The 20,482-nt window shown below is 73.5% G+C and carries 18 protein-coding genes and 1 pseudogene; 9 read left to right on the forward strand and 10 right to left on the reverse strand.

Annotated elements, in window-relative coordinates; genetic code table 11:
* Nucleotides 1-10: 10 nt before the first annotated feature.
* From V6V16_RS12415 to V6V16_RS12435, 5 genes are all read right to left on the reverse strand, one after another.
* Nucleotides 11-970, reverse strand: a complete 960-nt coding sequence (locus V6V16_RS12415) for a coiled-coil domain-containing protein (RefSeq protein WP_334562184.1) — start codon at nt 968-970, stop codon at nt 11-13.
* A gap of 300 nt (nt 971-1,270) precedes the next feature.
* Nucleotides 1,271-2,083 carry an inositol monophosphatase family protein gene (locus V6V16_RS12420; protein WP_334562145.1) on the reverse strand — a complete coding sequence of 271 codons (813 nt, stop codon included), beginning with the start codon at nt 2,081-2,083 and terminating at the stop codon, nt 1,271-1,273.
* Entirely contained in the window at nt 2,076-2,528 is a 453-nt protein-coding gene (locus V6V16_RS12425; RefSeq protein WP_334562146.1) for a response regulator, read from the reverse strand. Before V6V16_RS12425 ends, V6V16_RS12420 begins: the two co-directional genes overlap by 8 nt.
* Nucleotides 2,525-4,270, reverse strand: coding sequence for a sensor histidine kinase (locus tag V6V16_RS12430; protein ID WP_334562147.1), 1,746 nt, complete (start codon nt 4,268-4,270; stop codon nt 2,525-2,527). Before V6V16_RS12430 ends, V6V16_RS12425 begins: the two co-directional genes overlap by 4 nt.
* Nucleotides 4,267-5,484 carry a PP2C family protein-serine/threonine phosphatase gene (locus V6V16_RS12435; RefSeq protein ID WP_334562148.1) on the reverse strand — a complete coding sequence of 406 codons (1,218 nt, stop codon included), beginning with the start codon at nt 5,482-5,484 and terminating at the stop codon, nt 4,267-4,269. Before V6V16_RS12435 ends, V6V16_RS12430 begins: the two co-directional genes overlap by 4 nt.
* A 270-nt stretch (nt 5,485-5,754) precedes the next feature.
* Here V6V16_RS12435 and V6V16_RS12440 point away from each other — a divergent pair, with 270 nt between their 5' ends.
* Nucleotides 5,755-8,130: a M28 family peptidase gene (locus V6V16_RS12440; protein ID WP_334562149.1), complete on the forward strand. Its 2,376-nt coding sequence runs from the start codon at nt 5,755-5,757 to the stop codon at nt 8,128-8,130.
* A gap of 61 nt (nt 8,131-8,191) precedes the next feature.
* Here the strand turns inward: V6V16_RS12440 and V6V16_RS12445 are convergent, their stop codons facing one another.
* The 4 genes from V6V16_RS12445 to V6V16_RS12460 form a co-directional block, all read right to left on the reverse strand.
* Nucleotides 8,192-8,749, reverse strand: coding sequence for an NUDIX hydrolase (locus tag V6V16_RS12445; protein ID WP_334562150.1), 558 nt, complete (start codon nt 8,747-8,749; stop codon nt 8,192-8,194).
* A complete protein-coding gene (locus V6V16_RS12450; protein ID WP_007465523.1) occupies nt 8,749-9,003 on the reverse strand; it encodes a Smr/MutS family protein in 255 nt (84 codons plus the stop codon). Before V6V16_RS12450 ends, V6V16_RS12445 begins: the two co-directional genes overlap by 1 nt.
* A 331-nt stretch (nt 9,004-9,334) precedes the next feature.
* A complete protein-coding gene (locus V6V16_RS12455; RefSeq protein WP_334562152.1) occupies nt 9,335-9,703 on the reverse strand; it encodes a tetratricopeptide repeat protein in 369 nt (122 codons plus the stop codon).
* Nucleotides 9,704-9,796: 93 nt separating this feature from the next.
* Nucleotides 9,797-10,567 carry an ROK family protein gene (locus V6V16_RS12460; RefSeq protein ID WP_334562153.1) on the reverse strand — a complete coding sequence of 257 codons (771 nt, stop codon included), beginning with the start codon at nt 10,565-10,567 and terminating at the stop codon, nt 9,797-9,799.
* Nucleotides 10,568-10,726: 159 nt separating this feature from the next.
* Here V6V16_RS12460 and V6V16_RS12465 point away from each other — a divergent pair, with 159 nt between their 5' ends.
* The 3 genes and pseudogenes from V6V16_RS12465 (at nt 10,727) to V6V16_RS12475 (ending at nt 13,514) form a co-directional block, all read left to right on the forward strand.
* Nucleotides 10,727-12,364: an ABC-F family ATP-binding cassette domain-containing protein gene (locus V6V16_RS12465; protein WP_334562154.1), complete on the forward strand. Its 1,638-nt coding sequence runs from the start codon at nt 10,727-10,729 to the stop codon at nt 12,362-12,364.
* Between the two features lie 38 nt (nt 12,365-12,402).
* Nucleotides 12,403-12,648: pseudogene (locus tag V6V16_RS12470) on the forward strand (hypothetical protein); the annotation flags it as partial.
* Between the two features lie 140 nt (nt 12,649-12,788).
* Nucleotides 12,789-13,514 (forward strand): methyltransferase domain-containing protein, encoded by a 726-nt coding sequence (locus V6V16_RS12475; RefSeq protein WP_334562155.1) that lies wholly within the window; start codon nt 12,789-12,791, stop codon nt 13,512-13,514.
* Between the two features lie 13 nt (nt 13,515-13,527).
* On the opposite strand, the gene V6V16_RS12480 is transcribed toward V6V16_RS12475, so the two are convergent.
* On the reverse strand, nt 13,528-14,535 hold the full coding sequence (locus V6V16_RS12480) for a LacI family DNA-binding transcriptional regulator (RefSeq protein ID WP_334562186.1): 1,008 nt from the start codon (nt 14,533-14,535) through the stop codon (nt 13,528-13,530).
* Between the two features lie 138 nt (nt 14,536-14,673).
* Here V6V16_RS12480 and arfA point away from each other — a divergent pair, with 138 nt between their 5' ends.
* The 5 genes from arfA to V6V16_RS12505 are packed head-to-tail and all read left to right on the forward strand — an operon-like array spanning nt 14,674 to nt 20,424.
* Nucleotides 14,674-16,188 (forward strand): arabinosylfuranosidase ArfA, encoded by a 1,515-nt coding sequence (gene arfA / locus V6V16_RS12485; protein ID WP_334562188.1) that lies wholly within the window; start codon nt 14,674-14,676, stop codon nt 16,186-16,188.
* A gap of 57 nt (nt 16,189-16,245) precedes the next feature.
* Nucleotides 16,246-17,574 (forward strand): ABC transporter substrate-binding protein, encoded by a 1,329-nt coding sequence (locus V6V16_RS12490; protein ID WP_334562156.1) that lies wholly within the window; start codon nt 16,246-16,248, stop codon nt 17,572-17,574.
* 6 nt (nt 17,575-17,580) lie between these two features.
* Nucleotides 17,581-18,546, forward strand: a complete 966-nt coding sequence (locus tag V6V16_RS12495) for a carbohydrate ABC transporter permease (RefSeq protein WP_334562157.1) — start codon at nt 17,581-17,583, stop codon at nt 18,544-18,546.
* 10 nt (nt 18,547-18,556) lie between these two features.
* On the forward strand, nt 18,557-19,414 hold the full coding sequence (locus tag V6V16_RS12500) for a carbohydrate ABC transporter permease (protein ID WP_334562158.1): 858 nt from the start codon (nt 18,557-18,559) through the stop codon (nt 19,412-19,414).
* Nucleotides 19,411-20,424: a glycoside hydrolase family 43 protein gene (locus V6V16_RS12505; RefSeq protein WP_334562159.1), complete on the forward strand. Its 1,014-nt coding sequence runs from the start codon at nt 19,411-19,413 to the stop codon at nt 20,422-20,424. Before V6V16_RS12500 ends, V6V16_RS12505 begins: the two co-directional genes overlap by 4 nt.
* The last annotated feature ends 58 nt before the right edge of the window (nt 20,425-20,482 follow it).

Here is a 20,482-nt window from a genome sequence, read left to right on the forward strand (position 1 = left end):
GGCCGGCGGGTCAGTACATCGAGAGATGAACGTGGTTCGTGTGGTCGGCGGCGGGGCTGCCGCTGCCTCCGTACGCCCGCCAGCCGGTGCCGGGGTGCCAGATCTGCCGGTACCAGATCACGTAGAGCACGCCGAGCCGGCTGGCGTTGCGCACGTGCCAGGCGGCGAGGCTGTCCCCGTACGCCTTGTCCCCGCCGGTGGCGGTCTCGTCCTCGAACCCGCCGGCGGCGGCCGAGAAGTCGCAGGCCCGGCCCTTGGGGTGCTCGCCGGAGCCGCCGCTGCGGTAGCAGGAGACGTGCCGCTTGTAGCCGGCGTTCTGGGTCTGCCGGAGGGCGTTGAGCGTGCGCGGGGTGATGCAGCCCGAGGTGGTCGGGTCGTTCACCGAGCAGGACTCCGACGGCCAGGAGCCGTCCGGGTTGCGCGGGGCCGGCTTCGCCGAGGAGGAGCTGGCGCCGCTGAAGCCGCCGCTGCTGCCCGAGCTGACCGCCGCGAGCGCCGCCTCGGCCTCCTTCTTCTTCTTCGCCATGACGGCGAGCTGCTTCTGCTGCTCGCGGACCTCGGTGTCGATGGCGATCTTGGCCTGCCGGGCCTGCTCGCGTGCCTCGGTCAGGTCGCGCAGCCGCCTGCCGTCGCGCTGCGCCATCAGGTCGAGGCTGGCCGCCCGCTCCAGGAACGCCTCCGGCGAGGCGCTGTTGAGCAGCATCGAGACGGGCGTCAGTCGGCCCAGCCGGTAGGACTGGGCGGCCACCTCGCCGACCCGGGCGGTCAGCTCGCCCAGGCGGCCCTCCACGGTGGCCAGCTCCCCGACCAGCTGCTTCTGCCGGCGCTTGGAGTTGTCCAGCTTCCCCTTGGCCTCGATGTGCGCCTTGGCGGTGGCCTCCAGCGCGTCGCGGAGCTTCTTCGTGCCGCCCTCGTTGGGCTCGGCGTACGCGGGCACCGCGCCGCCGACCAGGAGCAGCGTCACGGCCATGAGCAGGGTGATCAGCGGGCGGCCACGCCCGGCCGGCAGGGTGATCAGCGGGCGGCCACGCCCGGCCGGCAGGGTGATCAGCGGGCGGCCACGCCGCCCGACGGGCACGGTCCTGGGCACGAAGGCATCCTTCCGTCGGCCGCCGGCCCCGAGGCGAGAGCACCGCGCGGCGGCGGCCTCCGCCGGCGCCCATCGGCGGCCTGCTGGCGGAGACCGGCGGTCAGGATACCGGATCGGGCGCTCCCGCCCGGGCCCGCGAACCCCCGGGCGGCAGAACCTCGACGCGGTGTCGCCCCGACGTCACCCGGCGCCGAGCAGCGCCTCGCGTACCTCCGCCCAGACCTCGTCGTTCGCGGCGACCAGCAGGCCGTGGCCGTCGTCGGCCGGGCGGTAGTCGGCGCCGTCGAAGCGCCGGGCGGTCCCGCCGGCCGCGCGCACCAGCAGGGTGCCCGGGGCGTGGTCCCACGGCAGGGTGCGCCAGAAGAGCACGAACTGCTGGTCGCCGGTCAGCACGTCCAGGTATTCCCGGCCGGCGCAGTGCTGGCCGGGGAGCACCTCGCCGAGCCGCTCGCCGCCCGCCTCGGCCCGCGCCCTCGACTCCGGCGGCAGGAAGCGGGTCATCGCGGCGCCGCGCAGCGTGTCGAGCGCCGGCACGGCCTCGTCCGTGCGCACCGGCCGCCCGTCGAGCCAGCTCCCCTCGCCCTCGCGCGCGACGGCCAGCGTCCCGGCGAGCGGGTCGAGCACCCACGCGGCAACCTGCTCCCCGTCGGTCAGCAACGCCACCATCAGCGCGAACGGCCGCCGGCCGGCGGCGAAGTTCGAGGTGCCGTCGACCGGGTCGACCAGCCAGACGTCGCCGGAGCCGCGCAGGTGCTCCAGCAGCGCGGGGTCGTCGGCGACCGCCTCCTCGCCGACCACCACCGAGCCGGGACGCATCCGGCGCAGGGTCGCCGAGATCATCTCCTCGGCGCGGCGATCGGCGACGGTGACCAGCTCACCCGGTGCCTTCTCGCTGATGTCGGCGTCGTCGAGCTTGCGGAACAGCGGCAGCACGACCTGGTCGGCGGTCTCGCGCAGCAGACCGGCGACGTCGTCGAGGAGGGTGTCAGCCACGCGGCGGCAGCTTCACCACGCTGACGAAGAACTCGTCGATCTGCCGTACCACCGAGATGAAGCGCTCGAAGTCCACCGGTTTGGTCACGTACGCGTTCGCGTGCAGCTGGTAGCTGCGCAGGATGTCCTCGTCGGCCTGGGAGGTGGTCAGCACCACGACCGGGATCCGGCAGAGCTGCTCGTCCTTCTTTATCTCCTCCAGCACCTCCCGCCCGTCTCGGCGGGGCAGGTTGAGGTCGAGCAGGATCAGGTCCGGCGCCACCACGTCGGCGTACTGGCCCTCGCGCCGCAGGTAGGCCAGCGCCTCGGCACCGTCGGAGACGACGGTCAACCGGTTGCGGAGCTTGTGCTCCTCGAACGCCTCCTGGGTCATCAACACGTCACCCGGATCGTCCTCCACGAGCAGGACCTCGATCGGGCTCTTGCCGTCCGCCGGCGCGGTCATCCCACCGTCTCCCTCATGTCACCCGTTCTACCGCCTGCCGGCGCCCGTTCGGGCTCGTCCGTGGCGTCCGTCTCGTCGGCGCGTCCACCGGTCTGCTCCGGGACGTCCGTTCCGGCCGCGTCGGTCGGCTCGCCGCCGTCGCCGGCCGCGTCCGGCCCGGGCGCCGGCTCGTCGGCCGCCGCGGCCGCCGCCTCGACGTCCTCGGGCAGCGCCGGGAGGGTGAAGCGGATAGCCGTGCCCACCTCGGTGTCGGTGTCCACCCAGACCCGTCCGCCGTGGTACTCCGCGATCTTCTTGACGATGGCCAGGCCGATCCCGGTGCCCGGGTACGCGTCCTTGGCGTGCAGCCGCTGGAAGATGACGAAGATCTTGTCGGCGAACTCCGGCTCGATCCCGATGCCGTTGTCCTGGCAGCTGATCTCCCACTCGTCGCCCACGAGGCGGGCCGAGACGTGCACCTTCGGCGGCACGTCCGGGCGACGGAACTTGATCGAGTTGCTGACCAGGTTCGCCAGCAGGTTGGTCAGCAACGGCTCCTCGCCGCGGATGACCGGCAGCTCGTCCCAGGTCAGCTCCGCGTCCGCGTACTGCCGGGCGGCCTCGGTCTGGCCGGCCACGTCGCCCATGACCTTGTTCAGGTCGACCTCGGTGAAGCCGGTGGTGAGCCGGCCGATCCGGGAGAAGGCGAGCAGGTCGTTGATCAGGCGCTGCATCCGCTGCGCGCCGTCGACCGCGAAGGCGATGTACTGGTCGGCCCGCTCGTCCAGCTGCCCGGCGTAGCGGCGCTGGAGGAGCTGGCAGAAGCTGGCCACCTTGCGCAGCGGTTCCTGCAGGTCGTGCGAGGCGACGTACGCGAACTGCTCCAGGTCGCGGTTGGAGCGGGTCAGCTCCTCGGCCTGCTTCTGGAGCTGGCTGTTGACCCACTCGATGCGCTCCCGGGCCTCCCGCACCTCGGTCAGGTCCTTGGCGATCTTGCGCCGCATCGCGTCCACGTCGTCGGCGAGCCGGAGGAACTCGGGCGGGCCGGACCCGGTGATGCCGTGCTGGTAGTCGCCCTCGGCCACCTCCCGGATCTGGTCGGCGAGCCCGGTCAACGGGCGGATCACCATCTTGTCCAGGGAGACCAGCAGCATGCTGCCGGCGACGACCACCACCGCGACGGCCACGATCAGCAGTACGACCAGCAGGTTGCTGGTCCGCCGGACGTCCTCCGCGCTCTTCTGCCGGGCCTCGAAGATCTCGTACTCGAGCTGGTCCAGCGACGCGCGGACCTCGTCGAACCGCTCCCGGGCCTCGCCGGTGACGAGCGCCTGCCCGGCGGCGGTGCCGCTCCGCTGCGTCGTGGTGATCACCGGCACCGCCACAGCCTGGCGCCAGGCCTCGGCCCGCTCCTCGACGACCCTCAGCTCCTGCCGGATCTCCGGGTAGTCGCCGAGCAGCCGCTGCATCGAGACGACCAGGTCCTGCTCCCGCTTCCGCCCGGCCTCGTACGGGGCCAGGTCGGCCTCGTTGCCGCTGACCGCGTAGCCGCGGACCGCCGTCTCCTGGTCCAGTAGCGCGTTCAGCACCTCCTGCACCTGCACCCGGAGCGGGCCGGTCTTGTCGAGGATCGCGTCGACGTGCGCGCGGTTCTTCGCCGCCACGGCCACCGCGCCACCCGCCAGGGCGATCAGGAGGACGGCGACGACGGTGAGCAGCGTGACGACGCGCTGGCGCAGGGTCCAGTCGCGGATGCCCGTCACCGGCCACCGCCCCGGCTGACCAGCAGCATGGCGACGTCGTCCGCGAGGGGGCCGCCGTTGATCTGCTCGGCGCGCCCGACCAGCCAGGCCGGCAGCTCGGCGAGCGACACGGCGAGGGTCGCCGGGTCGGCGAGCAGACCGCTGAGGCCGGGCACGTCGAGGCGCTCGTCGCCCTCACCGACCCGGCCCTCGATCAGGCCGTCGGTGTACATCAGCAGGGACCAGTCATCGGTGTCGAACTCCAGGTCGTAGGCCACGGGCCGGCGGGGTCGTACGCCGAGCAGCAGGCCGCCGGGTGCCGGAACCGGCACCACCTTGCCCCCGGCGAGCAGCAGCGGCGGCGGATGCCCGGCCAACCGGACGGTGGCCCGGTTGGCGTCGAGGTCCAGCCGCACGGTGGCGACGGTCGCGAAGATCTCCTGGAGCCGGCGCTCGCTCATCAGCACCTGCTCCAGCGCGGGCAGCACCTCGTCGTCGGGGACGCCGGCCAGGATGAGCGCCCGCCAGGCGACCCGCAGTTCCACCCCGAGCGCCGCCTCGTCGACGCCGTGGCCGCAGACGTCGCCGACGATCAGGTCGAGCCGGTCGGGCCGGGTCTGCACCACGTCGAAGAAGTCCCCGCCGATCAGGGCGGCGTGCCGGCCGGGCCGGTAGAAGGTGTGCACCGCGACCACGTCGGTGGTCATCAGCGGCTGGGGCAGCAGGCCCCGTTCGAGGCGCGCGGACTCGGCCTGGCGCAGCTCGACCTCGCGCAGCCGGCGGGCGTTCTCGTCGGCCCGCTTGCGCTCCACCGCGTAGCGCAGCGCCCGGGTCAGCAGCACCCCGTCGACCTGCCCCTTGACCAGGTAGTCCTGGGCGCCCTCGGCGACCGCGACGATGCCGAGGTGCTCGTCGGTGCGGCCGGTCAGCACGCAGACCGCGGCGCCGCTGGACATCTCCAGCACCTGGCGCAGCCCGTCGAGGCCCTGCGCGTCGGGCAGGCCGAGGTCGAGCAGGACGCAGTCCACGCCCATCACCCGCCGCCGCGCCTCGCTGAGGCTGGTCGCCACCAGCAGGTCGATCATCGAATTGGTCTCGGCGAGCAGCTCACCGACCAGGAAGGCGTCGCCCTCGTCGTCCTCGACCAGCAGCACCCGTAACCGCTCGCCGGGAGGCAGGTTGGGGTGCCGCCCCATGCCGCCGTGCGGGTACGGCACGACAGGGGAGCCAGCCATGCCGGTCCCCCGGTGCGGCCGGGCCACCGCCGCGAGACGCGGGAGGTCGCTGGTGATGTCTGACTCCTTCCGAGTGCCCTGCTGATCCTGTATTAGACAACGGTCCCACACAACACCGCGGGCGCGGACGCGGCGGAGATGGGCCGGATCACTGCACGGCAAGGGACAAAAAGGGTGCGGCTCCGTCCGGGGCGCCCCCGCGACTCTCCTCGCCGGCCACCGGGGGTGCAGGATGGGTGCCCACCCCGTCCCGTCCCCCAGGAGAACCCCGTGGGCGCATCCCCCACCAGCGCCGCCGACCACGCGCTGGCCCGGCCACGTCGCCGGGCGGCCGCCGCCGCGGCGGCGCTCGTCGCGCTCGTCGCCGTCGGCGCCGGCACCCTGCTCGACCTGCGCACCCCGGCACCGCGCCCGGCGGACGCGCCGCCGGGCGAGTTCAGCGCCACCCGGGCGTACGAGCACGTCGAGGTGGTCGCCGCCCGGACGCACGTGGCCGGCAGCCCCGCCAACGACCAGGTCCGGGCGCACGTCGAGGGAACGCTGCGCGGCCTCGGCCTGGAGACCGAGGTGCAGGACACCGTCGCGCCCGAGGCCGGCCAGCTCAGCGGGGCGGCCGGCGGGACCACCCTGGCCCGGGTGCGCAACGTGGTGGCCCGGCTGCCCGGCACCGACCCCACGGGCAAGGTCTTCCTCGTCTCGCACTACGACTCCGTGCAGTCCGGGCCGGGCGGCAACGACGACGCCGCCGGCACCTCCGCGATCCTGGAGGTGGCCCGCGCGCTGGCCACCGGCCCCCGGCCGCGCAACGACATCGTCTTCGTGCTCACCGACGCCGAGGAGGCGTGCCTCTGCGGCGCGGCGGCGTTCGCGTCCGGTCACCCGCTGGCCGCCGACGGCGGCGTGGTGCTCAACCTGGAGGCTCGCGGCTCGACCGGCCCCGTGATCATGTTCGAGACCTCGCGGGAGAACGCCGCCCTGGTGGCCGCGTTCGGCCGGGCCGCGCCGCACCCCGTGGGCACCTCGTTCGCCGTGGAGATCTACCGCGCCCTGCCCAACGACACCGACTTCACCGCGTTCCTCGACGCGGACTTCGTCGGGCTGAACTCGGCATACATCGACGGCGCGGCGATCTACCACACCCCGCTGGACACCCCGGCCGCCGTGGACCGGGCCAGCCTCCAGCACCACGGCGACAACGCTCTCGGCCTCGCCCGCGAGTTCGGCCGGGTCGACCTGACCGCGCTCGACGCCGGCCACGACGCCACCTACTTCCCGGTCCCGGGCGGGCTGGTCCGCTACCCCGGCTGGCTGGTCCTGCCGTTGGCGCTGCTCGCGCTCGCCGCCGTGGCGGCTCTCGGCTGGCTCGCCCGGCGGCGGGGTCGCGTCACCGGGCGGCGGCTGGCCGTCGGATTCGGGCTGACGCTGCTGCCCCTCGTGGCGGCCCCGCTCGCCGCGCAGCTGCTCTGGGCGGGGATCACCGCGCTGCGCCCCGGCTACGCCGAGCTGCTCGACCCGTACCGGCCGACCTGGTACCGGCTGGCCGTGGTGGCGCTCGCCGCCGCCGTCCTGTCCGCCTGGTACGCGCTGACCCGCCGCCGCGTCGGCCCGGCCGCGCTCGCGATCGGCGGGCTGGGCTGGCTGGCCGTGCTCGGCGTACTCCTCGCCGTGCTGGTGCCCGGCGGGGCGTACCTGGTCACCTTGCCGGCCCTGGCCGGCGCGCTGGCCGGGCTGGCCGCGCTGCACGCGCGAATCGACGGCCCGTGGCCGGTGCTCGCGTCGACCCTGGCCGCCGCGGTGGCCGTGGTGATCCTGCTGCCCACCGTCGTCCTGCTCTTCCCGGCGCTCGGCATGGCGATGGGCGGCGTCGCGGCCCTGGTGGCGGTGCTGCTCGGCCTGGCCGCGCTGCCGGTGCTCGACCTGCTGCACCCCCGGGCCGGCGGGCAGCGCGGCCTGGCCGCCCTCCGGGCACGCCGGCTCGGCGCGCTGCCGGCCGTCGCCGCCGCGCTGGCGGCCGTGGTGCTCGCCGGGGTCGGGCTCGCCGTCGACCGCTTCGACGCCGCGCACCCCGCGCCCACCCACCTGATGTACGCCCTCGACGCCGGCACCGGCCAGGCCCGCTGGCTCAGCCACGAGGAGGACCCACAGCCCTGGACCGACGGCTACGTCGACGGGGTGACCGAGGTCGCCGACTTCCCCGGGCTGGGCGACGCGGAGCTGCGCGCCGGCCCGGCGCAGGCGGCGGACCTTCCCGCTCCGAAACTGGAGGTGCTCGCGGAGACGACCGCCGGCACCGAGCGCACCCTGCGCCTGCGGCTCGTCCCCCAGCGCCAGGTCCGCCTGACCACCCTGCACGTGGACGCGGCGACGGCGACGGTGCTGCGGGCGGAGGTGGCCGGCCGGGCGGTGCCGGTGGAGGCCCGGGAGGGGCGCTGGGGCTTCGGCCTGGTCTTCCACGCCCCGCCGCCGGAGGGGATCGAGGTGACGCTGACCGTCGCGCCGAAGGCGGGGCCGGTGGCGCTGCGCGCGATGGACGCCAGCGACGGCCTGGACGCCCTGCCCGGCTTCCGGCCCCGCCCGCCCGGCGTGGGGATCGTGGGCTCGCACAGCTCGGAGATGCTCGCCGTGGCCCGCACCTACCCGCTGTAGCCGGCGCGGCGGCGCGGGCCCGACGTTCCCTCCGTGGCCCGCGCCGCCGCCCTCGGCGGCGCTACCGCTCCGGGCGCGGTTCCTCGCGCCGCCACGCCAGGAGCCGGCGGTACGCCGCCACGCCGTCGGGCACCCAGTCCCACTCGGTGAGCCGCCGGCCCAGCTCCTCCTCGCTGAGGAAGGCGTGCCACGCGACCTCGGTGGCCTGCGGGTCGACCGGCACGTCGCAGCGGACCTCGTAGATTGCCGACCACCAGGTGTGCTCCGGCGCGTCGTAGAGGAAGGTGAACAGCGGCGTGGGGTCGGGCAGCCCCGGCACGCCCAGCTCCTCCCGCGCCTCGCGCCGCGCCGCCTCGTCGTACGACTCGCCCGCGCCGACCACCCCGCCGACGAACATGTCGTACCGCGACGGGAAGACCAGCTTCCGTTCGGTGCGCCGGTGCACGAAGACCTCCCCCGCCGCGTTGCGCACCAGGACGAACGCGCAGCGGTGCCGGAGCCTGCGGGCGTACGCGTCGCCGCGCCGGGCCCGGCCCACCACCCGGTCGTGCTCGTCCACGACGTCCAGCAGCTCGTCCGCCGAGAGCGGCGCGTCGTCGTCAGCTCTGTCCTGGGTCACTACTTCCACCGGAAGTGGACGAAGAGGCGGCCGAAGTTCTTCGAGTCCTTCTCGACGCGGTGGTAGAGCTGCTTGACGTCCTTCTGGTCGAGGAAGCGCAGCACCCGCTTCTTGAGCTGGCCGGAGCCCTTGCCGGGGATGATCTCGACGAGGGTGGCCTTCTTCGCCACCGCCTCGTCCATGATCCCGCGCAGGGCCCGGTCGATGTCCTGGCCCTTGTTGAAGATCTCGTGCAGGTCCAGCTTCAGCTTCATCGCGCACCCGCCGGCGGCTCACGTCCCATGACGCCGATGGTAGGCCGCCCGCCCCCGCGCGCCCGCCCGGCCGGGACGCGCCCGCCCAGCCACGCCGCGCCCGCGGGAACGCGGGCTCACGGCCGCGCGCGAACGCGCGGCCGGGGCCGTCCTGCGACGGCACCGCACGTGCGCCCCGGTGATCAGGACGCCATGGACGTCACGCGGCAGTTTTAGGGTCCATGGGGTCCTGATCACCCCCGACGGCCCGCGTCGCGCGCTCCGGCGGCGGACACGCGGCGGGCGGGGCGGCTCGACAGAGCTGCCCCGCCCGCCGCGTGTCCGGGTGCCGTCAGCGACCACCCTCCACCCGGGTCCGCACCCGGTCCAGGGCGGTGCGGTAGTCGTCGTTGCCGCTGTGCATGGCCGCCGCGATACGCAGGTGCCGCAGCGCGTCGGCGTGCCGGTTCAGCCGCTCCAACGTCCGGCCCAGCACGTGGTGGGCGTAGTGGTCGGCGGGGTCCCGGTCGATCAGCTCCCGCAGCTGCGCCTCGGCCCGGTTGAGCTGGGCCGACTGGAAGTACGCCCGGGCCAGCAGCTGCCGTACCGAGGCGTTGCCGGGCTCGGCCTCGACGATCGGCTCCAGCAGCCGGGCCGCTCCGTTCGGGTCTCCGGCCTCGAAGAACATGGTCGCCCGCCGGTACTCGGCCAGAAGATCCATTCGACCCACCCCCTCGTGTCCCGTCGCCACTTCACCGACGCTGGCACAACACCCGCCGTACCGCGACTGTTCCCGGCCGGGAATCGCGCGGGGTCAGGCGGAGGCGTCGTGCCGGCCGGCGGCCAGCTCCCAGGCGCGGACGCCGCCGACGATGCCGGCGGTGTTCGGCACCACCACCACGTCGTCGCCCATCCGCGCGAGCTGTTCGGGGCGGATCAGCCGCGAGTTGCCTCCGCCGAGGTAGAGCCGGTCCCAGCGGAACACCGGCCGCAGCCCGTCCACGACCTGCCGGATCCGGCGGGACCAGAACGCGTCGCCGAGCCGCCGCCGCTCCGGCTCGCCGACGTACGTGTCGTAGGTGGTGCCCCAGCGCACCGGGGCGTGCGACAGCTCCAGGTGCGGTGCGAGCACCCCGCCGTCGAAGAGCGCGCTGCCCAGCCCGGTGCCGAGGGTCAGCACCAGCTCGCAGCCGGTCCCGGCCACCACCCCGGCCCCGTGCACCTCGGCGTCGTTGAGCACCAGCGCCGGCACCCCGAACGCCTCGGCGAGCGCGGTCCGCGCGTCGTACCCGGACCACTGCCCGACCAGGTCCGGGTCGACCTTCGAGCGGGGGCCGGAGCGGGTCACGTAGTGCGGGGTGGCCACCACCACCCCGTGCCGGATCATCCCGGGCAGGCCGACGGTGAGCCGGTCCGCCGTGGGCAGCCGGCCGCCCAGGTCGAGCAGCGTCTTGACGAAGAGCGCCGGCGGCAGGGGGTACGGCGTGGGCACCCGCAGCGGCCGGGCCCGCATCGTGCCCGCCCCGTCCAGCACGGACGCCTTGATCCCGCCGCCGCCACAGTCGATCGCCAGAGTCGTCACCACCTGAGCAGTGTGCCGCGTGCCCCCGGATCCCCGTTCGCGATCTTGCACCTTCGGCCCCGCCTCCGCGGCATTCATCCCATCTGCCCGGGCGCGAACTGCAAGATCGCGGGGGACGGCGGAGGGCGGGGGCGGGGGTGGGGGCGGATAGGGTGCGCGTTGATGAGTGCGACGTTGATCGTGAAGGGGCTGGCCGCGGGGCACGGGGACCGGGCGCTGTTCGCGGGGCTGGACCTGGTGGTCGCCCCGGGGGACGTGGTGGGACTGGTCGGGCCGAACGGGGCGGGCAAGTCGACGCTGCTGCGTACCCTCGCCGGGTCGCTGCCGGTCGAGGCCGGCAGCGTGACGCTCAGCCCGCCCACGGCGAGCGTCGGGCACCTGCCGCAGGAGCCCGAGCGGCGCCCCGGCGAGGCCGTCCGGGACTTCCTGGCCCGGCGCACCGGCGTCACCGCCGCGCAGGCCGCGCTCGACGCGGCGACCACGGCGCTCACCGACGGCGCGCCCGGCGCCGACGACGCCTACTCCGAGGCGCTGGAGCGCTGGCTCGCCCTCGGCGGCGCGGACCTGGAGGAACGGGCCGGGCAGGTGGCCGCCGAGCTGGGCCTCGCGGTGGACCTGGACCACCCGATGACCGGCCTCTCCGGCGGCCAGGCGGCCCGGGCCGGGCTGGCCTCGCTGCTGCTCAGCCGCTACGACGTCTTCCTGCTCGACGAGCCGACCAACGACCTGGACCTGGCCGGCCTGGAGCGGCTGGAGGACTTCGTCACCGGGCTGCGCGCCGGCACGGTGCTGGTCAGCCACGACCGGGAGTTCCTCGCCCGCACGGTGACCCGGGTGCTGGAGCTGGACCTGCACCAGCAGCAGATCCGGCACTACGGCGGCGGCTACGCGGGCTACCTGGAGGAGCGCGAGGTGGCCCGCCGGCACGCCCGCGAGGAGTACGACGAGTACGCCGACACCCGGGCCGGGCTGGAGGCGCGCGCCCGTACCCAGCGGGCCTGGATGGAGAAGGGCGTCAAGAACGCCCGCCGCAAGGCCACCGACAACGACAAGATCGGCCGCAAGTTCCGGGCGGAGGCGACCGAGAAGCAGGCGGCCAAGGCGAAGCAGACGGAGCGGCTGATCGAGCGGCTGGACGTGGTCGAGGAGCCCCGCAAGGAGTGGGAGCTGCGGATGGAGATCGCCGCCGCGCCCCGCGCCGGCGCGGTGGTGGCCTCGCTGCGCGACGCCGTCGTACGCCGGGGCGACTTCACCCTCGGCCCGGTGACCCTCCAGATCGACTGGGCCGACAAGGTGGCGGTGACCGGGGCGAACGGCTCCGGAAAGTCCACCCTGCTCGCCGCCCTGCTGGGCCGGCTCCCCCTGGACTCCGGGCATGCCGCGCTGGGCCCGGGCGTGGTGGTCGGCGAGGTGGACCAGGCCCGGGGGCTGTTCCTCGGCGACGTGCCGCTGATCGACGCCTTCGGTGCCGCCGTACCGCGGCTGTCACCGGCGGACGCGCGGACGCTGCTGGCCAAGTTCGGCCTGCGCGCCGGGCACGTGCTGCGCCCGGCGGCGACGTTGTCGCCGGGCGAGCGGACCCGGGCGGCGCTGGCGCTGCTCCAGGGGCGCGGCGTCAACCTGCTGGTGCTGGACGAGCCGACGAACCACCTGGACCTGCCGGCCATCGAACAGCTGGAGTCGGCGCTGGCGAGCTACCCGGGCACGCTGCTGCTGGTCACCCACGACCGGCGGATGCTCGACGCCGTGACCACCAACCGGCGGCTACGGGTGGCGGCCGGGCGGATCGCCGAGGATTGATCCGTGCCGACCCGCCCGCCGCGGGTGAGAATGGCCCCATGCTCAAGTGGGAGTACGCGCTGCTGGTCCGCCGCCGCCAGGCGGCCACCAACGACATCGGTTGGGAGGTCGTCTTCGTCTGGTACGGCCCGGACGGCTCGATGGTCGACGTGACGCCCTACGGCGACACCGCCCTGGCCCACCTGAACCGGGCCGGCGACCAGGGCTGGGAGCTGGTCGCGATGAGCGAGGACCCGTCCCTGCCCGGCAACAACGAGCTGCACCGCTACCACCTCAAGCGGCCGAAGGCGGCCGTCCCGCCGCCCCGGCAGCGGATGCGCGGCGGCGGGCGTCCGCGGCGGACCATCAGCGGCTGACCGCGTCCGGCCCCGCGCCGGGCATACCCCGCGGGGATGCGGGTAACGGCCGGCGGGAGGTGGGCCGGATGGTCGCGCTGGCACAGAACCCGCCCTCGGCCGAGCGGCTGCGGGCGGTCGACGAGTTCCTCGCCGAGTCGTGGTCGGACCAGGCCCGCCACGACGACCGGCTGCGCGATCTGGCGGTCGAGGTGCGTTTCGACCGGGGGGTCGCCCACCTCGGCGGCGAGGTCGCGCGGGATTCCGAGCTGCGCCTGGTACGGGACCGGTTGGGCCGCCTCGCCGGGGTGCTCGGCGTCTGGTGCCGGGTACGCGTCGGCGGGCGCGACCCGGTGGTGGTCGATCTGGGCTGCGGCGACACCAAGCAGTGGCCGGGCAACCTGGGGCTGGACCTCTTCCCGGCCCCGGGGGTGGACGCGGTGGCGGACCTCTCCGGCGCGCTGCCGCTGGCCGACGACTCGGTGGACGTCCTCTTCGCGGTGCACATCCTGGAGCACCTGTTCGACTTCCTGCCGCTGGTCGACGAGTGCCACCGGGTGCTCCGGCCGGGCGGCGTGCTGCACGTGATGAGCCCGTGGTGGCGGCACGTGAACGCCGTCGCCGACCCGACGCACGTCCGGCTGCTCGACGTGCAGACAATCAAGGGGATCTGCCTCAAGCGCCCGCCGGGCACCCCGCGCTGGAACCCGCTGCACGTCGGCTGCGACGGTGCCTCGATCTTCGCCGACCTCACCCCGCTGGCCCCGGGAGCGGACGGCCCCACCCCCGCCCACCTGGCCCGCTTCTTCGACTGACCCGGGGCGGGGCTCAGCGGCCGAGGGTGCTCTCGCGGGGGGCGAGGCGCCAGGGCGCGGAGAGCTCCCGGGGCGGCGCCGCCCGGTCCCCGTCGATGCGGCCGGCCAGCAGCTCCACCGCCAGCCGGGCGATGCGCTCCTTGTCGGGCGCGACGGTGCTGAGGGTGGGCACGGAGAAGCGGCCGTCCTCGATGTCGTCGAAGCCGGCCACCGCCACGTCCTCCGGGACCCGCAGCCCCGCCTCGTGCAGGGCGCGCAGGGCGCCGAGGGCGAGGGTGTCGTTGAAGCAGAAGACGGCGTCGGGGCGTACGCCGGAGGTGAGCAGGGCCCGCATCGCGGCGGCGCCGTCCGCGCGGTGCCAGGCCGTCGCGGGCGCCACCAGCCGCTCGTCGTACGGAAGGCCGAGCCCGGCCAGCGCGGCGGCGTAGCCGGCGAGCCGGAGCCGGGCGCTGGCCCCCTCGGGGGTGCGCTGCGAGCCGATGGCGGCGATCCGGCGGCGGCCGAGCCCGGCGAGGTGGGCGGTGATCTCCCGGGCGGCGCCCACGTTGTCGATCCCGACGTGGTCGGCGGGGCCGTGGTCGACCCGCTCGCCGAGCAGCACCATCGGGGTGCCGTGCAGGCCCGTGAGATCCTCGGCGGTGAGCGCCAGCGGGCTGAAGATCAGCCCGTCGATCAGGTGCTCGGTGATGCCCGAGGCGACCACCCGTTCCTGCTCGCGGCCGCCGCCGGTCTGGTCGATGAGCACCGTCCAGCCTAGGTCGGCCGCCGCCGTGACGACGTGCCGGGCCAGCTCGGCGAAGTAGGGGATGTCCAGCTCGGGCACCGCGAAGGCGATCACGCCGGTGCGCCCCTTGCGCAGGTTCCGCGCCGAGAGGTTGGGGCGGTAGTTCAGCTCGGCGATGGCCTCCTCGACCCGGGCCCGGGTGTCGGGTCGGACGTGCACGTAGCCGTTGACCACGTTGGAGACGGTCTTCACCGACACACCGGCCCGCTCCGCCACGTCCTTGAGCCTGTGCCGCACCCCGCGACCATCCGCCATGAGTGGGGACTTTACCGGGTCGGGTGGGCTTTACAACGTTGCTTACAACGTTGTACAAACCAGGGGCACCGGGTGACCACGGTCACCCGGCACCGGCAATGAGGAAAGGTGGCACCCCCCTTGCGGACCGCGCAGCTCACCATCGACCCGGCCTTCGCGATCGGACCGGCCGACCGGCGACTCTTCGGCTCGTTCGTCGAGCACATGGGCCGCTGCGTCTACGGCGGGGTCTACGAGCCCGGGCACCCCAGCGCCGACCCGCTCGGGCTGCGCGGCGACGTGCTGGAGCTGACCCGCGAGCTGGGCGTCTCCGTGGTCCGCTACCCCGGCGGCAACTTCGTCTCCGGCTACCGCTGGGAGGACGGCGTCGGCCCGGTCGGTGACCGCCCCCGCCGGCTCGACCTGGCCTGGAAGACCATCGAGACCAACGCCTTCGGGCTCGACGAGTTCATGACCTGGGCCGCCCAGGCGGGCGTCGAGCCGATGATGGCCGTCAACCTCGGTACCCGGGGCGTGCAGGAGGCCTGCGACCTGCTGGAGTACACGAACCACCCGGGCGGGACCCAGCTGTCCGACCTGCGCCGCAAGCACGGCGCCGAGCAGCCGTACGGGGTGCGGCTCTGGTGCCTGGGCAACGAGCTGGACGGCCCGTGGCAGGTCGGCCACAAGACCGCCGACGAGTATGGCCGGCTGGCCGCCGAGACCGCCCGGGCCATGAAGATGATCGACCCGTCGATCAGCCTGGTCGCCTGCGGCAGCTCCAACCGGACGATGTCCACCTTCGCCTCCTGGGAGGCGACCGTGCTGGAGCACACCTACGAGCACGTCGACTACATCTCCGCGCACACCTACTACGACCCGTCCGACGGCGACCGGGCCAGCATCCTGGCCTCCGCCGTCGACATGGACAACTTCATCCGCGAGGTCGTCGCCACCGCCGACCACGTGGCCGCCAAGCAGCGGCACAGGCGGAAGCTCAAGATCTCCTTCGACGAGTGGAACGTCTGGTACCAGTCCCGCCTCCAGGCCGACCTGGACCGGCGCGGCTGGGTCGAGGCACCGGCGCTGATCGAGGACGACTTCACCGCCGTCGACGCGGTGGTGGTCGGCGACCTGCTGATCACCCTGCTCCGGCACGCCGACCGGGTCGGGGTCGCCTGCCAGGCCCAGCTCGCCAACGTCATCGCCCCGATCCGCACCCGCACCGGCGGGCCGGCGTGGCGGCAGAGCATCTTCCACCCGTTCGCGCTGACCGCCCGGCACGCCCGCGGCACGGTGCTGCGCACCGAGCCGGTCTGTCCGACCTACGAGACCAAGAGGTACGGCGAGGTCCCGGTGCTCGACACCGTGGCCGTGCACGACGAGGAGACGGGCGAGCTGACCGTGTTCGCCGTCAACCGGGGCTCGGACGACCTGGCGGTGGAGCTGGATCTGCGCGGCCTGCCCGGGCTGTCCGGTCGATCGCACCTGAGCCTCGCCGCGGGGGACGACCCGACGGCGACGAACACCGAGGCGGAGCCCGACCGCGTGACGCCCCGGCAGCTGACCGACCCCACCACCGACGGCGGCCGGTGCTCCGTGCGCCTGCCCGCCGTCTCCTGGAACGTGCTGCGCTTCACCCCCACCGGTCGCTGACCGTCGTACCGCCCCTGAGCAGCACAATTGATCCCGTCCCCCAAGGAGTGAACGAACATGATCCAGAACGAGATGAGCCGACGGCGCCTGCTCGGCATGGGCCTCGGCCTCGGCGCGGCGGCCTCGCTGACGCTGGCCGGCTGCGGCGGCGGTGACGACGACGCGGGCCCGGCCGCCGGCAACGGCGGCAAGGACTACACCGGCCCGAAGGTGGACCTGAAGCTCTGGAACGGCTTCACCGGCGGCGACGGCGACATCTTCAAGGCGCTGGTGAACCAGTTCAACACCGAGCACCAGAACATCGCCGTCACGATCGCGACCTACCAGTGGGAGGACTACTACAACAAGCTCCCCGGCGCGGCCTCCAGCGGCAACGGCCCGGACATCGCGGTCATGCACATGGACCAGCTCGCCACCTTCGCCGCCCGTGGCGTGATCACCGAGCTGGACGACGTGGCCAAGACGCTGGAGCTGAGCGAGGGCGACTTCGCCCCCACCGTCTGGAAGGGCGGGCTCTACAACTCCAAGCGCTACGGCATCCCGCTGGACATGCACCCGCTCGGCTTCTACTACAACAAGGGGGTCATGCAGAAGGCCGGGCTGGACCCGAACAAGCCCCCGACGACGAAGGACGACTACACCGCCGCGCTGACGGAGCTGAAGAAGTCCGGTGTGCAGGGCTTCTGGATCAGCCCGTTCCAGTTCACCGGCGGCATGACCTTCTACTCGCTGCTGCACCAGTGGGGCGGCAGCGTCTTCGACGCCGAGGCCGCCAAGGCCACCTTCAACTCCGACCAGGCGGTCGAGGCCTGCACCTGGCTCACCGACCTGATCAAGCAGGGCCACTCCCCCGCCAACGTCGGGCAGGACGCCGACTACCTGGCCTTCAAGAGCGGCAAGAACGCCTTCAACTGGAACGGCATCTGGCAGATCAACGACCTGAAGAAGAGCGCGGACGTCCAGTGGGGCGTGGCGCCGCTGCCGCAGATCGGCAGCAAGCCGGCCGCCTGGGCCAACTCGCACAACTTCACGATCGTCAAGCAGCGCGCCAACGACGCCAACAAGGTCTCCGCGGCGAAGGTCTTCATCAACTGGCTCAGCCAGCACTCCCTGGACTGGGCCAAGGGCGGCCAGGTGCCGGCCCGCAAGGCGGTCCGGGAGGACGCCGGCTTCAAGGCGCTGACCGAGGTCAACGCGCTCGCCCCCGAGCTGGAGTACGCCGCCTTCCCGCCGGCGGCCCCGGGCCTCGGCGAGGTCATGACCACCTTCTACAACTCGTTCAACGAGGCGGCGCTGGGCAAGAAAACCCCCAAGCAGGCGCTGGACGACGGGGTGGCCAAGGCCAACAAGCAGCTCGAGGACAACCGCAAGAAGTACGGGAACTGAGTTCCCGTGGCGGACGTGATCGAGGTCGGGGCGGCGCGTGACGGCGCGCCGCCCCCCGCGGCGGGCACCGCCCGGCGGGGCGGGGCGGCGGGGCGGAGCGGGCGCGCGACGCCCTACCTCTTCCTCGCCCCGTACCTGCTCCTGTTCGGGCTCTTCGGGCTGCTGCCGATCCTGCTCGGCGTCTGGCTGAGTGTGCACCAGTGGGACTTCCAGCTGCCCAACCGGCCCTTCGTCGGGCTGGACAACTACCGGGAGCTCTTCTCCAGCGACTCGGCCGTCTACGGCGACTGGTGGCAGAGCATCCGGGCCACCGCCATCTTCACCGTCTTCTCGGTGCCGCTGCTGGTGGTCGTCCCGCTCGGGCTGGCGCTGCTGCTGAACGGCTCGTTCCCGGGCCGCACCTTCTTCCGGGCGGTCTACTTCGCGCCGTACGTGCTGGGCGTGGCGGTGATCGGCCTGCTCTGGCGGTTCCTGCTCGACGCCAACCTGGGACTGGTCAACCGGCTGGCCGGAGCCGTCGGGCTGCCGGCCGACACGCCCTGGGTGACGGACGTGCCGTGGGCCTGGGTCTCGCTGGTCGGGGTGACCGTCTGGTGGACCTCCGGCTTCAACGCGGTGATCTACCTGGCCGGGCTCCAGGACATCCCGGCGGAGCTGTACGAGGCCGCGCGGATGGACGGCGCTACGGCCTGGGACCGGTTCCGGCACGTGACGCTGCCCGGGCTGCGTCCGGTGCTGCTCTTCGTGATCACCACGACCGTGCTCGCCTCGGCGAACGTGTTCGGCCAGTCGTTCCTGATCACCCAGGGCGCGCCGGGCACGGAGACCCGCACGGTGGTCTGGTTCATTGTCGAGGAGGGGCTGCGGGACAACGACGCCGGTCGCGCCGCCGCGATGAGCATCGTGTTCGCCCTGATGCTGGCGGTGGTGAGCATCGCCAACTTCCGCCTCTTCCGCTACCGGGAAGACTGAGGGGACCACCATGACGACGCCCACGCGCACCACCCGCGCCCCGGGGACGGCGCTGCGCCGCAGCGCGCTCTACGCCGCCCTGGTCGCCCTCACCCTGGTCTTCCTGCTGCCGCTGGCGTGGATGGTCATCACGTCGCTGAAGACCTACACCGGGGCCCAGCAGATCCCGCCGACCTGGCTGCCGGACCCCATCTCCGGATACGGCTACGAGCAGGTCCTGAACAACTCCGCCAACCCCGTGCTGCGCTGGTTCGCCAACAGCATGCTCTCCGCCACGGCGCACGCGCTGCTGGTGCTGGCGACCGCCTCGACGGCCGCGTACGCCCTGGCCCGGATGCGGTTCCGCGGCCGCAAGGTGATCTTCGCGCTCATCGTCGGGACGCTGTTCATCCCGCCGACCTCGCTGATCATCCCGAACTTCCTCATCGTGGACGAGCTGAACTGGATCGACACGCTGACCGTGGTGATCGTCCCCGGGGCGGCGAGCGCGTTCGGGGTGTTCTTCCTGCGGCAGTTCTTCCTCTCGCTGCCCCGGGAGCTGGAGGAGGCCGCGGTGCTCGACGGGGCCAACCAGTGGCAGATCTTCTGGAAGGTGGTGCTGCCGCTGTCGAAGCCGGCGTTGGCCACCCTCGCGGTCCTGTCGTTCCTGACCAACTGGAACGACTTCCTCTGGCCGATCTTCGTGCTGTTCAGCCCGGAGACGCTCACCCTGCCGCCGGGCCTGGGCCTGCTCCAGGGCTCGTACGTCACCGACTATCCGGTGATCATGGCGGGGGCGGTGCTGGCCAGCGTGCCGGTGCTGATCCTCTTCGTCCTCGCCCAGCGGCACATCATCCAGGGCGTCTCCCGCAGCGGCCTGAAGGGATGAGGGCGGGGCCGACCCGGCGACGCGGCGCGGCGGCGCTCGCCGTCGCGCTGCTCCTCGCCGGCTGTGGTGGCGCAACCGAACCCTCGAAGACAGGAGACGACGCGCGGATGTTCACCAACCCGGTCGTACGCACCGACGCCCCGGACCCGCAGGCCATCCGGGTGGGCGACACCTGGTACCTGTTCCACACCAACGCCGGCGGCCGGAACGTACCGGTGCTCACCTCCACCGACCTGGTCGACTGGACGCCCGCCGGTGACGCGCTGCCGCAGCTGCCGGCGTGGGCGGACGCCGGGAAGAACTGGGCGCCCGAGGTGATCGAGCTGGCCCCGGACCGGTTCCTGCTCTACTACACGGTCGCCGGGCGCGAGTCGGGCCGGCAGTGCGTCGGCCGGGCCGTGGCGAGCGCCCCGCAGGGGCCGTACCGGGACGACTCGACCGCCCCGCTGATCTGCCAGGCGGAGCTGGGCGGGGCCATCGACGCCAGCCCGTTCCGGGACACCGACGGCAGCCTCTGGCTGCTCTGGAAGAACGACGGCAACGCCATCGGGGTGGACACCTGGCTCTGGTCGCAGCGCCTCTCCGACGACGGGCTGCGCCTGGTCGGCGAGCCGACGAAGCTGCTGAGGCAGACCGAGCCGTGGGAGGGCACCCTCATCGAGGGCCCGTTCTTCCACCGGCAGGACGGCAGGCTCTTCCTCTTCTTCGCCGCCAACGCCTACGACCGGGCCGAGTACGCCCAGGGCTACGCGGTCTGCGAGTCGCCGAGCGGGCCGTGCGTGAAGGCCCCGGAGAACCCGATCCTGAAGTCCAACGAGGCCGCCTCGGGCCCCGGCCACGCCTCGATGGTGGTCAAGGACGGGCGCACCTGGCTGCTCTACCACGCCTGGCCGCCCGGCCAGGAGGGCAGCGTCGACCCGGGGCGCCAGGTCTGGCTCGACGAGGTCGTCTGGACCGACGGCAGACCCGTGGTCAAGGGCCCCACGGCCGAGCCGCAGCAGCGGCCCTGACCGGGGACCCTGAAGGCGGCCGGCCCGCAAGAGCGCACGCACGACCCGCGGACACCGA

Origin of the sequence: Micromonospora sp. CPCC 205561, from assembly GCF_036906775.1 — a bacterium.
In the GTDB taxonomy this organism is placed as follows: Bacteria; Actinomycetota; Actinomycetes; order Mycobacteriales; family Micromonosporaceae; genus Micromonospora.